The organism is Faecalicatena contorta, from assembly GCF_021531995.1.
In the GTDB taxonomy this organism is placed as follows: Bacteria; Bacillota; Clostridia; order Lachnospirales; family Lachnospiraceae; genus Dorea_A; species Dorea_A contorta_A.
The window spans coordinates 1-12,408 of sequence record NZ_JAFBIZ010000094.1 but is presented as its reverse complement, the minus strand read 5'-3'; the positions used below and the strand labels follow the sequence as shown (position 1 = coordinate 12,408).

The 12,408-nt window shown below is 42.4% G+C and carries 11 protein-coding genes and 1 other annotated feature; of the genes, 2 read left to right on the top strand and 9 right to left on the bottom strand.

Going from position 1 to position 12,408, the window contains the following annotated elements; all coding sequences use genetic code 11:
• Positions 1-90 precede the first annotated feature (90 nt).
• Positions 91-1,449, top strand: a complete 1,359-nt coding sequence (locus JQM82_RS11810) for a sodium-dependent transporter (protein WP_235250539.1) — start codon at positions 91-93, stop codon at positions 1,447-1,449.
• Positions 1,450-1,526: 77 nt separating this feature from the next.
• Here JQM82_RS11810 and JQM82_RS11805 read toward each other — a convergent pair whose 3' ends face one another.
• Positions 1,527-2,195 carry a B3/4 domain-containing protein gene (locus JQM82_RS11805; RefSeq protein WP_235250538.1) on the bottom strand — a complete coding sequence of 223 codons (669 nt, stop codon included), beginning with the start codon at positions 2,193-2,195 and terminating at the stop codon, positions 1,527-1,529.
• Between the two features lie 128 nt (positions 2,196-2,323).
• Between JQM82_RS11805 and JQM82_RS11800 the strand changes: the two genes are divergently transcribed.
• Positions 2,324-3,193 (top strand): LysR family transcriptional regulator, encoded by an 870-nt coding sequence (locus JQM82_RS11800; protein WP_235250537.1) that lies wholly within the window; start codon positions 2,324-2,326, stop codon positions 3,191-3,193.
• Positions 3,194-3,311: 118 nt separating this feature from the next.
• Here JQM82_RS11800 and JQM82_RS11795 read toward each other — a convergent pair whose 3' ends face one another.
• From JQM82_RS11795 to JQM82_RS11760, 8 genes are all read right to left on the bottom strand, one after another.
• Positions 3,312-4,175, bottom strand: a complete 864-nt coding sequence (locus JQM82_RS11795; RefSeq protein ID WP_235250536.1) for a DegV family protein — start codon at positions 4,173-4,175, stop codon at positions 3,312-3,314.
• A 39-nt stretch (positions 4,176-4,214) separates the two neighbouring features.
• Positions 4,215-5,567, bottom strand: a complete 1,353-nt coding sequence (locus tag JQM82_RS11790) for an MATE family efflux transporter (protein WP_235250540.1) — start codon at positions 5,565-5,567, stop codon at positions 4,215-4,217.
• Positions 5,568-5,660: 93 nt separating this feature from the next.
• Positions 5,661-6,971 (bottom strand): spore germination protein, encoded by a 1,311-nt coding sequence (locus JQM82_RS11785; protein ID WP_235250534.1) that lies wholly within the window; start codon positions 6,969-6,971, stop codon positions 5,661-5,663.
• Between the two features lie 151 nt (positions 6,972-7,122).
• Positions 7,123-7,641: a deoxyuridine 5'-triphosphate nucleotidohydrolase gene (locus tag JQM82_RS11780; RefSeq protein ID WP_235250533.1), complete on the bottom strand. Its 519-nt coding sequence runs from the start codon at positions 7,639-7,641 to the stop codon at positions 7,123-7,125.
• A 32-nt stretch (positions 7,642-7,673) separates the two neighbouring features.
• Positions 7,674-8,447 (bottom strand): ABC transporter ATP-binding protein, encoded by a 774-nt coding sequence (locus tag JQM82_RS11775; protein WP_235250532.1) that lies wholly within the window; start codon positions 8,445-8,447, stop codon positions 7,674-7,676.
• Positions 8,440-9,321, bottom strand: a complete 882-nt coding sequence (locus JQM82_RS11770) for an ABC transporter permease (protein ID WP_235250531.1) — start codon at positions 9,319-9,321, stop codon at positions 8,440-8,442. The genes JQM82_RS11775 and JQM82_RS11770 overlap by 8 nt, the downstream gene beginning before the upstream one ends.
• Positions 9,322-9,346: 25 nt before the next feature.
• A complete protein-coding gene (locus JQM82_RS11765) occupies positions 9,347-10,366 on the bottom strand; it encodes an ABC transporter substrate-binding protein (RefSeq protein ID WP_235250530.1) in 1,020 nt (339 codons plus the stop codon).
• A gap of 135 nt (positions 10,367-10,501) precedes the next feature.
• Positions 10,502-10,756, bottom strand: a binding site (T-box leader).
• Between the two features lie 74 nt (positions 10,757-10,830).
• Positions 10,831-12,216 carry an alanine/glycine:cation symporter family protein gene (locus JQM82_RS11760; RefSeq protein ID WP_235250529.1) on the bottom strand — a complete coding sequence of 462 codons (1,386 nt, stop codon included), beginning with the start codon at positions 12,214-12,216 and terminating at the stop codon, positions 10,831-10,833.
• Positions 12,217-12,408: the final 192 nt, after the last annotated feature.

Genomic DNA, 12,408 nt, shown 5'->3' with positions numbered 1-12,408 from the left:
GAAAAAAGCTCTGTTTCATGGCATAATCAATTCCATAGAGCAATTTATTTGAGGAATGTTCGTATTATCAATTGAGGAGGTTTTTTTCACATGCAACAAGAAAGAAGTAATTTTACCAGCAAGCTCGGATTTGTTCTGGCCGCTTCCGGATCCGCTGTCGGACTTGGCAACATCTGGAGATTTCCATATCTTGCAGCAAAATACGGTGGGGGAACTTTTTTACTGATTTATCTGATTCTTGCAGTCACATTTGGTTTCAGTCTTATGATTGCCGAGATTGCTATCGGACGTAAAACCGGGCTCAGCGCCATCGGCGCTTTCCAGTCGCTGGATAAGCGGTTCGGATTCCTGGGAATTCTTGCATCCGCAGTTCCAATTATCATCTTCCCATATTATTCTGTCATCGGAGGATGGGTATTGAAGTATTTTGCAGTATTTATCAGTGGCAATATGTCCCAATCTGCTGCTGACGGTTATTTTCCGTCATTCATCAGCGGTGCCTTTGAACCACTTGGATGGTTTGCATTATTCCTCGGAGCCACTGCAATCATCGTATTATTGGGTGTTGAGAAAGGGATCGAAAAGGTCAGCAAGATTTTGATGCCGCTTCTGGTTGTTTTAACCTTATTTGTCGCAGTCTATGGTCTTACCATTGATGGTGCAATGGAAGGTCTCGCTTATTATCTGAAACCGCATATGGCAGATGTTTCTGCCAAGACGATCCTTGCTGCTATGGGACAGCTGTTCTACTCCATGTCTCTTGCTATGGGTATTATGATTACATATGGATCTTATATGAAAAAAGACAATAATCTTGAAAGTTCCGTCAGACAGATCGAAGTCTTTGACACCGGTGTTGCTTTCCTTGCAGGTCTTATGATTATTCCTGCTGTATTTGCTTTCTCCGGTGGTGACCGCAGTCAGTTAAGCGCTGGCCCTGGTCTTATGTTTATGACTCTTCCGAAAGTATTCAACAGTATGAGGTTTGGTGGAGCCATAGGAACACTGTTCTTTATTCTTGTATTTTTTGCCGCTCTTACATCCGCAATCTCCCTGATGGAGACCATTGTTTCCATATTTATGGATAAGCTCCACTGGCAGCGCCGCGGAACCTGTATCTTTGTCTTTGTTCTTGCATTGATTATGGGTACCCCTTCTTCTCTTGGATTCGGTCCTCTGAGTTTCATCAGCTGGATGGGTATGTCCGTTCTGGATATTATGGACTTTGTAAGTAACAGTGTATTGATGCCGATCGTGGCATTCTTCACCTGTATCTTTGTTGGATTCATCCTGAAGCCAAAGACAATTGCAGAAGAAGTAAAAGAAGACGGTGCAAAGTTCGGTGCTGAAAAGATGTTTACTGTTGTAATCAAATGGATTGCTCCGATCTTTCTGGTACTGATTCTTGCAAGCTCCATCGCAAGTGCACTTGGTTTATTTACAATCTAAAATAAACTGATTCATTTATCCCAAAACAGGGACCGTTGCAAATATACATCTTTATTTTGCAGCGGTCCCTGTTTTCTTTATTCTACAATCCAGCTTTTTACATCTTTTGCCAGTGCGTATTTCTCCAGGTATTGTTTCCCGGATATCAGCGCCTTTTCCAGATCCTGATTCTCCGAAAAAGAATAGATAAGCGTAAGCACCTCTTTTGCATTCTCCGTTATCATTGCCCTCTCAGAATCACTGGTAGAACTGCCGATCGCCCCCTTTTCATCCGCAAGAACAGGAAGATGATCGATTTTAATTTCCTCTTTTCCGATTCCCTTATATGTCTCTCCTTCTTCCCCGATACGAAATACCAGCTCATCTCCGATATGCGCTATATCGTATGATCCTACAGAAAATCCAGATTCAACAGAGATCAGATTATTCACATCTACAACTGTATTCACCTCATACAATCCTTTTCCCTGACCAATTCTGCGGATCAGCGCTTCCGAAGACACACGATATCTGCTTGGATCTTTTCCAAACGCTTTATATGCTGCCCGTGATTCTTTAACGTTCGGTATCTCATTGACGCCGTAATCAAAGATCTCATCTTTCGTCCTTTTATATATCTCTTTCTTCAGATATGTCCACATCTCTTCATTCTTTTTTTCCACTGTAACTTTATATTGCAGGCATCCCACCCGCACAGCCGGCCAGTGTTCTTTCATATTTCTGTCAATCACAAGACTTTTTTCCATATTTATCACACCCCTTATATTTTCCTTCATTATATCGTTTCTTTTTTTCAGACACAACTTGTTTTTCTAAAAAAGAAACTGTAATATAAAAATAACTACTTTAAATACTTTATAAAGGAGCTTACATCATGGATTTGCGTAAATGGAAAATATTTCTTTCAGTTGTTGATCACGGAAATTTTACAAAAGCAGGTGAGGAACTTGGGTATACCCAGTCAGGTATCACACAGATGATGAAATCCGTAGAACAGGAAGTCGGATTTCCTCTCTTCAATAAAGGACACCATGGAGTCTCTCTCACTGCTGCAGGTGAAGAACTGCTTCCCAGCATCCGTAATCTTCTGTCTGCAGACGAGTGTTTGAATCAGGAGATATCCTTCTTAAAAGGCGCCAAAAAAGGAACTTTAAAAATCGGTGCTTACGTAAGCTGCTCGATCCACTGGATCCCCGAGATTATACAGGAATTCCAGAAAAAATATCCTGAGATCCTCTTTGATATCATGGAAGGAGGAGAAGCCGAACTGGCTGACTGGCTGGAGAATCATAAAGTAGATATTGGTTTTACCAGCTATCACAAGAATAAAACCTATGAATTCATTCACGTGTTCAATGATCCCATGTATGCTGTATTTCCAAAAGGTCATCCGTTTTCCCAATATGACATCATTCCCATTGAATGGTATCAGAATGTTCCTTTTGTTGTCTCTGACTACACATACGGCAACGATGTATGCCGGATCCTGAAAGAAGCAGATGTACGCCCGGACATCAAATATACAACCAGCAATGATTTCACTGTAATATCTATGGTAGAACATAATCTCGGAATCACCATTCTTCCATCCCTTGTTCTTCGGGGACTGAGCGGCAACTTTGAAAAGCGTCCGCTTACGCCTGCCTGTCACCGGGATCTTGGAATGGCCGTTTCTTCTGTAAAAACGATGTCTCCGGCCATGAAGATTTTTATCAAATACGCCAGAGAATATCTGCTGGATTAATACAGTATTGTATAATAAAAGATGACAATCAGATTCCCACACTGGCTGTCATCTTTTATATATTCCATACATTTATTATCTGGTGCTTGTTCATGCTGCCATTACACTTTTCATATTTTTATCTGTGATTGCCCATACATACAACTGCCAGAATTCCCGGACCAGTATGACCTCCGATTACCGTTCCGACGTTATTGATGATGAACTTTTCCACCCCCATCTTTTCTCTTACAAGATCTGCAAGATACTCTGCATCTTCCAAACAGTCTCCATGCGGGATCATTACAATATCATTCTCAACACCCTCTGAGGCTTCCATTGCCATATCTACAAGCCTGCTGATAGCCTTTTTCCTTCCTCTCTCCTTGCGGATCACTTCAAGCTTTCCTTCGTTATCAATATAGATGATTGGTTTGATCCTTACCATTGATCCCAACACCGCAGAAGTCTTTGAGATTCTTCCGCCTTTCTGCAGATGATTCAGATCATCCACCATAAAGAAATGGCATACTTTCAGTTTATTGTCTTCCACCCACTGCGCAACCTCTTCCATAGTCTTTCCTGCCTTCTGAAGCTCCATCGCCTTATAGTCAATCATACCCTCTCCAAGGCTTGCACAAAGTGTGTCTACTACCAGAATTTTTCTCTCCGGATACCTTTCCCGAAGTTCTTCCGCAGCAATTCGCATACTGTTATACGTACCGCTAAGCCCGGAAGAAAACGCAAGATGCAAAATATCCTTTCCTTCCTTCAGAATCGGTTCCAGAATTTCCATTGCCGCGTCCGGATTCACCTGAGATGTAACCGACATTTCTCCGTCTCTTAACCTTCCGTAAAATTCTTTGGCGGACATATCAAACATGTCACGGTATGTCTTTCCTCCCATGGTAAAAGTCAATGGGATCACCGGAACGTGATTCTCCCGGATCCAATCTATCGGCAGATCAGCTGTACTGTTAATCGTAATTACATATTCATTCATTTCTTCTTCCTCCTTGCATTTTTTTATCTTACCACCTACTTATAAATTACGCAAAACCTTTTTCATCGTAATCACAAATAAGATTGCCGTTGTAGTCACGGATATGAAGTCTGCAAGCGGTTCCGCAGTATAGATTCCTATTACTCCCATATATTTTGGCAATAAGATTGCAAGCGGAATCAGTAAAAACACCTTTCTTAGCAGAGCAATGAATAAAGAGACTTTTGCCTGTCCAAGTGCCAGAAACGTCGTCTGACATGCCGCCTGAATTCCAAAAATTGAAATCCCCAGAAAATATAAAGGCATATAGGTACAGGTTAAATCCACCAGATCTTTATTATTAGTAAAAATACTTGCATACACATGCGGCTTCAGGATCGCAATTCCTGCAAGAGCCAGGGTCCCAACCAGGCTGACCAGGATCAGACGCCAGATGGTTCCTTTTACTCTGTCCTTTTTTCCTGCTCCATAGTTATAGCTGATGATCGGCTGAATTCCCTGTGTAATTCCCTGAACCGGTATAATAATCAACTGCATGATGCTCATCATAATAGACATCGTTCCGACGTACAGATCTCCGCCATACTTTTGAAGGCCGGAATTTAACGTAATCGTCACAAAGCTTTCCGTACTCTGCATAATAAACGGAGAGATACCAAGTCCGGCAATAAACTTCACCACATCTTTTTTCAATCGAAGATTCTGAACTTTCAGTCGCATAACACTCTTCTCTGACATTAGGAAATGAACTACCCAGACCGCACTGACCGCCTGTGATATGATCGTGGCAAGTGCCGCGCCTTTTACGCCCATGTGCATCACGAATATCAATACCGGATCCAAGCAAATATTCACCACCGCACCAATCAGAACAGACATCATCGCAATTCTGGCCTCTCCCTGGCCGCTGATGAATGAGTTCAATCCCAATGCGAACTGCACAAATACAGTACCGATAAGATAGATTCCAATATAATCCCTCGCATATGTAATCGTCGTATCACTTGCACCGAACGCATACAGAATCGGTGTTTTAAAAACCGAAAACCCTATCGTCAAAACGATAGAAAACAAAATCAACAGGCAGGCAGAATTCCCCAGGATCTCCTCTGCCTTATCTGTCTGTTTTTTCCCAAGCTGAATCGAAGCCAGCGGAGCGCCTCCCATCCCGGAAAAAGCACTGAATGCTGATATCATCATAATAATAGGAAATGTAACGCCGACTCCGGTCAGCGCCACATCTCCGTATCCATGAATATGTCCGATATAAATCCTGTCCACAATATTATATAGCAGATTAATAAGCTGAGCCGCAACCGCCGGCAATGCAAGTGAAACCATCAGTTTCCCAAGCGGCGCAGTTCCAAGCCTTTCGTCCTTATTTCCTGTCATCATATTATAATCCCTCTCTTACATAATAATTCTCAATGGGTTATTCTATCACACAGTACTCGAATTGTCCAATCCCAAGACTCAATCCCCGTATCAATTCAGCTTTACATTCAGATAGCTTCTTCCGGACAAGGTTTTATTAAAACAAATACTGCAAATGATCAGGATACTTCCGGCAGCAAATCCAATCCAGTTAAATAAAGCTGTAAGGACCAGAAGTTCCAGACGCATGAATTTCAATGCATATCCCAGTTCAAAATTCGGCTGCGTATAATTCGCCACTGCCACAAATGCCATATAGAGCATCACTTCACTGTTGAACCAGCCCGATGCCACTGAAAATTCTCCCATAACCAGACCTGCAATCACACTGAGCGGCGTACTTAGCATACTTGGCGTATTCAGGGCCGCAAGGCGAAGACCATCGATTGCAACCTCCAGAAGAAGAAGCTGCCAGATCAGCGGAATATTGACCGCATCTTTTACAGCCACAAATGCAAACATCTGTGGAAGCCAGTTCAAATTCTGCATAAACAGAAGAAACAGAGGCGTCAGAAAAATAGTCGTCAAATTGATCAGTCCTCTGGAAATCTTAAGATATACGCTGGTCAGGGTCGGAAAATAATAGTCGTTCGCCTCCTCAATCATATCATAGATTGAAGTCGGCAATATCATCGCAGACGGAGAATTATCCACAAGAATGACAACTTTTCCTTCCAGAAGACAGGCTGCAGCCGTATCCGGACGCTCTGTAAACTTGAATTTCGGAAATGGATTATACCATTTACGCTTAAAAAGACACTCTGCCAGGCTCTGCTGGTTCATCCGAAGATCATCGGTCTGAATCGCACGAATCCGGTTCGATACATTCTGTAAGAGTTCCTGATCCACACGGTCACTCATATAGCAGACTGCCACATCCGTCCGGGAACTGTCCCCCACTTCTATCATTTCCATCACAAGATGCGGATCACGAATCCGCCGCCTCATCAACGCTGTATTAAATACAATCGTCTCCACAAATCCATCTCTGGAACCTCGCAGCGATTTGTCCTTGTCCGGTTCCTCAACGCTTCTCGCCGGATAAGTTCTGCAGTCAATCGCAATACATGCCTCATATCCATCAATGAACACACAGGTTACACCGGACAGCACATTTTTCATCACCTGATCAAAATCCCCCAGAATATCCACTTCAACATAAGGAATACATTCTCTTGAAAAACTCGTTGCATCCGCAGGCATCTCTTCTTCCGTAACTTTCAGAAGTGAATCCATGATCTTGAGCATCGTCTCATCTTTCGTAAAACCATCAATAAAATAAAAAGAAGACATTCTGCCTCCAATCACAATGTCTCTCTGTATCATATCAAAACTGTCCTTCAGCGGGAGCACCTGATTCATATGTGCGGCGTTTTCCTCCCGTGAGGCAGTAATTTTTTTATTAAATTGTTCACGTGTCCTGCAATTTCCCATCATTTATCCCACCTTCTTCTTTTTCTGGGATATAGGATATCCAGAACACGTATTATTATACATCTGTCCACTCGACTTTTTATCTTCCCGTCGTGCTTCCAAATCCGCCGTTTCTGATACCGGTCGCTTCATCATCCATTGTAATTCCGTATTCCACAAAAATCCCCTGCATGAATCCTGTGCCGGCCTCTATCTCAACCGTCTTATCTTCTTTCGTATCGTTAGTGATCTTGGAAAATATGTGTCCTTCATTATCAGAATAGTAATAATCACTGTCAATAATTCCAACCGTATTATTCAGCTGAAGCCGGTATTTAAATCCAAGTCCGCTTCTCGGATAGCATTGAAGCACCCAGTTTTCTTCCATCTGAACACGGATTCCCGTAGGAATCTTTGCTGTCATCCCCGGAGCAAGCACAATCTTTACCGGTGCATAAAAATCATATCCCGCCGATCCTGACGTTGCTCTTTTAGGAAGCTTAATTCCCTCATAGACAGCCTCTATCTCCTGCTCTTTTGCCTCTCCGAATGCATCCACATATCCTTTTTTAAACTGATCATAACTGACCTTATAGAACTGCGCGATTCTTTTTGCCATCTTGTAATTCCTTTCTCTGTGCACAGAGACCGTTAATTGCCACACTCTATACTGATCTCATTGAACAGCTTCAGTACATCATCAACTACGATCTGTGCCTTTTCTTCACCTTTTTTATCGAGTATTACTTCTCCCTGATGCATCATGACAAGACGATTTCCGTATTCAATCGCATACCGCAGATTATGAGTAACCATAATCGTCGTAAGCTGCTTCTCTTTTACAATCTGATCTGTCAGCTTCATAATCAGCTCTGCTGTTTTGGGATCCAGGGCCGCTGTATGTTCATCAAGAATCAGAAATTCAATCGGAGTCATCGTTGACATTAGAAGAGCCATCGCCTGGCGCTGACCTCCGGACAGAGATCCTACCTTTACGTTCAACTTATCCTCCAGCCCAAGATTCAGTTGTCTGAGCTGATCACGATAGTAATCGATCCTTGCCTTGTTTGTACCTCTTCCAAGCCCAAACGTCTTCCCCTTGTTGTCAGCCAGAGACATATTTTCCAGAATCGTCATGGACGGACACGTCCCCATAGCCGGGTTCTGATATACACGGCCGATTCTCATATTTCTCTTATATTCTTTCTGCTTCGATATATCTTCTCCGCCGATCAGAATCTGCCCCTGTTCAACAGGAATACTTCCGCAGATGATATTGAGCATGGAAGTCTTTCCGGAGCCATTACTTCCGACAACCGCCATAAAATCTCCCTTTTCAATTGTCAGGTTAAAGTCCTGAAACAGGCACATCTCATTGACTGTGCCCGGATTATAATACTTATGGATTCCCCTTAATTCAAGCATTTTTATTCACCTTCGTCTTTCTTTCCATGCTGATGATCAAAATGATCAGGAACAACACTGCTGTAATCAGCTTCATTGCCTGTGGTTCAAAGTTCCGAAGCGCAATCGCCACACATGCTTTATAGATCACAGACCCGATCAGAACCGCAGATGTCGTTTTTAGGACAGAAAACTTTTTGAAGATGCTGGTTCCTATAATTACACTCGCAAGTCCGATTACCATCGCTCCGGTACCCATGGAGATTTCAAATACTCTCTCCTCCTGAGCAAATACGCATCCGGCAAGAGCCACCAGTCCGTTCGCAATCGCAAGACCAAGGATCTTAACATTTCCCTGATCCTTTGCAAGAGACACGACCAGTGTATCATTATCTCCGACTGCCCGGAGAAGATACCCCGACTTTGTCTGAAGATACAGATCAAGTAATACCTTACATATCATAGCAAGAATCAGAATAATAATCAACGTAATATATGGAGACAAGACCTCCGGTACTATCCGGTCCAGCAGTTCATTGTGAAAGATCGTTTTCTGTGAAAACAGTGGAACATTTGATGTCCCTGCAATATAAAGATTGATAGTCCACAACGCCGTCATCATAATGATTCCGGATAACAGATCTCTTACTTTACATTTGATATGGATCAGACCGGTACAAATTCCTGCCAGAACCCCTGATAAAAATGCCAGAAGTAATGTCAGGTATGGATTGATTCCACGCGTAATAAGGGCAGCTGTAATCGCCGCCCCCAACGGGAAACTTCCATCGACTGTAAGATCCGGAAAATCCAGAATCTTATATGTGATATATATACCAAGTGCAAGAATGCCATAGATCAATCCCTGCTCTAATATGGATATGATAAAACTCATGAAGTCGCCTCCCCAAATATATGATTTATTCCGCAGTAATCTCGCTGAAGCTTTCTACTGCTGTATCTGCCAGTTCATCCGGAACTGTTATTCCAAGATTTTCTGCAACCTTTAAGTTTACATAGAAACCTGGTGTTGTGATCGTTTCAAAATTGATCTCAGATGCTTTCTTTTCTCCCTTTAATACCTGTGCAGCCATCTTACCCGTCTGTTCTCCAAGTGCAAGATAATCAATTCCTTCTGCTGCAAGACATCCAATCTTCACCTGTTCAATTTCGCTTCCAAATACCGGGATATTTTTTTCATTTGCCTTTTCCAGAATCGTTGGAAGAGAAGCAACTACCGTATTATCTGTCAGGTTTGTGATACAATCCACCTGGCTTACCAGATCTTCTGCCGCAAGAGCAACATCTGCTGTAGATGTGATTCCCTTTTCCACCAGTTCAAATCCATATTTTTCTACCAGACTCTCATATTCCTTAATGGCAGATACAGAATTTGCTTCGCTTGTTGTATACATGATTCCCAGTTTCTTTGCATCCGGAAGCATATTTCGAATCATTTTTAACTGTTCTTCTACCGGAAGCTTATCAGAAGTACCTGTCACTTCTCCTACCGGTGTTCCATCTTCCTCTGCAAGCTCTGCTGCAACCGGATCGGTAACTGCTGTATAAATAACCGGAATTCCTTCATTCATGGCTGCATTATATGCACTCTGCGCAGTTGGTGTCGCAATCGCACAGATCATATCTACCTTATCAGACACAAAACTGTCAGAGATCTGTTTTGCATTTCCCATATCAGCAGTTGCATTCTTGTAATCAACCGTCAGATTTTCGCCTTCCACAATTCCTTCTGCCTCCAGACCATTTAAGAATCCTTCCCGACAGTTATCCAGAGAGCCATGCTCTGCAAACTGGATAATTCCCAATGTGTAAGATGTCTCTTCTGCTTCATTGGATGTATCCTGAGACTTTCCACATCCCGATACCATTGCTGCTACCATTGCTACTGTTAATAATCCTGCTACTACTCTTTTTTTCATTGTTTCATTCTCCTTTTCTTTTTGATACTATTTGATGTTGTGGAATGCATAAGCCAGCACCCACTTGTTAGGAGAGAAAGTTGAGATGGTATGACAGGATCATTTCCTGTCGAAAAAACCGCCCCAAACCAACAGGTTTGAGGCGGTAATCATATCATAAATTATCGCGGTACCACTCAAATTGACGAATCGTCCACTTTTCTCATGTACTAACATACACTCCTGATTGATAACGGGTTCGGTTCCCGACACACTATACTTTCCTGATCTTATGGATTTCCAGCTGCCCTCGAAAGGCCATTCACCTACCGGTTTCATACAGCACTCCCACCACCTGCTGCTCTCTGAAATGTCTCACTGTAAGCTACTCTTCTTTCTCAACGGTTTATGTATTTCTTTTATGATACTTACTTTACTTCAACAAAGTGCATTTGTCAAGTCAAAGTTTCTATTTTTAATCGTTATTAATCTTTAATAATTGGAATCGGTGTATCATCTTTTGCGTCCAGATTATTGATATACTTCTTTGTATCCTGTACCATCTGATTAGACAGAAGAAGGACTGCCACAAGGTTCGGGATAGCCATCAAAGCATTCAGAGTATCTGCGATCAGCCACACAAGATCAAGTGCTACGATCGGTGCAATTGCCGCAACAGCGACATACAGAATACGATATGGAATCAGTCCCTTTCTTCCAATTACATATTCAATACAACGTTCTCCGTAATATGCCCATCCGAGAACAGTAGAGTATGCAAAACAGATGATACCAAGTGTCAAAATAATCGGTCCTATCACCGGAATCTGACCAAATGCAAGTGATGTCAGCTGTCCTCCATTATCTACAGAATCTGCATTAATAGAAGGATTCTTCATGATTGTTGTTACAAGTACAAGACCAGTCATCAAGCATACAACAACGGTATCCCAAAATGTTCCGGTAGAAGATACCAGAGCCTGGCGAATCGGATTTCTTGTCTGTGCTGCAGCTGCCGCGATCGGAGCAGAACCAAGACCTGACTCATTAGAAAACAGACCTCTTGCAACACCAAAACGAATTGCCATTGTAATGCCTGCACCTACCAGACCACCTGCCGCTGCACCCGGTGTAAATGCAAGTTTACAGATAACACCGATTGCCGGAATGATATAATCGTAATTCATAAATAAAATAATAATACATCCAAATACATAGAACGCAGCCATAAACGGAACCAGTTTCTCACATACGCGTGAGATTGACTTAATTCCGCCAAAGATAACAACTGCTGTAAGAACTGCAATCACAATACCGACTGCTACCGGCGGAATATTAAAGTTCGTCTTACACACTTCTGCAATAGAGTTTACCTGTGTGGCACAACCGATTCCAAATGATGCAAGCCCTGCGAACAATGCAAACAACATTCCAAGCCACTTCATGTTCAGGCCTCTTTCCAGCGCATACATTGCACCGCCCTGCATACGTCCATCTTCTGTTTTTACTCTGTACTTTACAGCTATATAAGACTCTGCATACTTCGTAGCAATACCAAACACACCCGTCAACCAGCACCATAACACTGCACCCGGGCCTCCGAGAGCAATTGCGGTACCTACACCAACGATGTTACCAGTTCCGATCGTTGCCGCAAGAGCCGTCGCCAATGCTCCGAACTGAGATACCTCACCCTCTGCATCCGGATCCTTTGTAATAGATAATTTGATCCCCCTTGTAATGGTATATCTCTGAATAAAACCAGTTCGAAATGTCAGGAACACATGTGTTCCGAGTAACAGGATGATCATCGGCCATCCCCATACAACACCATTAATAGCATTTACAACAGAATTAATAGCTTCCAGCATACAATTCCCCCTTTTCTCTTTTTCTTTGACTTTGCTTTGTACATGCACTTTTTAGTTATAACTTATATGACAATACAAAAGAGTATCGGCATGGCTGTCGGTACTCTTTTGTGTATCACCTGATTTAATAGTACCTTATGATATTGATTTTTTCAATATTTGTTATTAATTAGACAAATAATTCGTTGTTAT

What these genes read in the sequence shown, in the direction of transcription:
- JQM82_RS11810 (WP_235250539.1), top strand. Translation starts at nt 91, where the DNA reads ATGCAACAAGAAAGAAGTAATTTTACCAGCAAGCTCGGATTTGTTCTG.
- JQM82_RS11765 (WP_235250530.1), bottom strand. Translation starts at nt 10,366, where the DNA reads ATGAAAAAAAGAGTAGTAGCAGGATTATTAACAGTAGCAATGGTAGCA.
- JQM82_RS11770 (WP_235250531.1), bottom strand. Translation starts at nt 9,321, where the DNA reads ATGAGTTTTATCATATCCATATTAGAGCAGGGATTGATCTATGGCATT.
- JQM82_RS11760 (WP_235250529.1), bottom strand. Translation starts at nt 12,216, where the DNA reads ATGCTGGAAGCTATTAATTCTGTTGTAAATGCTATTAATGGTGTTGTA.
- JQM82_RS11790 (WP_235250540.1), bottom strand. Translation starts at nt 5,567, where the DNA reads ATGACAGGAAATAAGGACGAAAGGCTTGGAACTGCGCCGCTTGGGAAA.
- JQM82_RS11775 (WP_235250532.1), bottom strand. Translation starts at nt 8,447, where the DNA reads ATGCTTGAATTAAGGGGAATCCATAAGTATTATAATCCGGGCACAGTC.
- JQM82_RS11795 (WP_235250536.1), bottom strand. Translation starts at nt 4,175, where the DNA reads ATGAATGAATATGTAATTACGATTAACAGTACAGCTGATCTGCCGATA.
- JQM82_RS11800 (WP_235250537.1), top strand. Translation starts at nt 2,324, where the DNA reads ATGGATTTGCGTAAATGGAAAATATTTCTTTCAGTTGTTGATCACGGA.
- JQM82_RS11780 (WP_235250533.1), bottom strand. Translation starts at nt 7,641, where the DNA reads ATGGCAAAAAGAATCGCGCAGTTCTATAAGGTCAGTTATGATCAGTTT.
- JQM82_RS11805 (WP_235250538.1), bottom strand. Translation starts at nt 2,195, where the DNA reads ATGGAAAAAAGTCTTGTGATTGACAGAAATATGAAAGAACACTGGCCG.
- JQM82_RS11785 (WP_235250534.1), bottom strand. Translation starts at nt 6,971, where the DNA reads ATGAATCAGGTGCTCCCGCTGAAGGACAGTTTTGATATGATACAGAGA.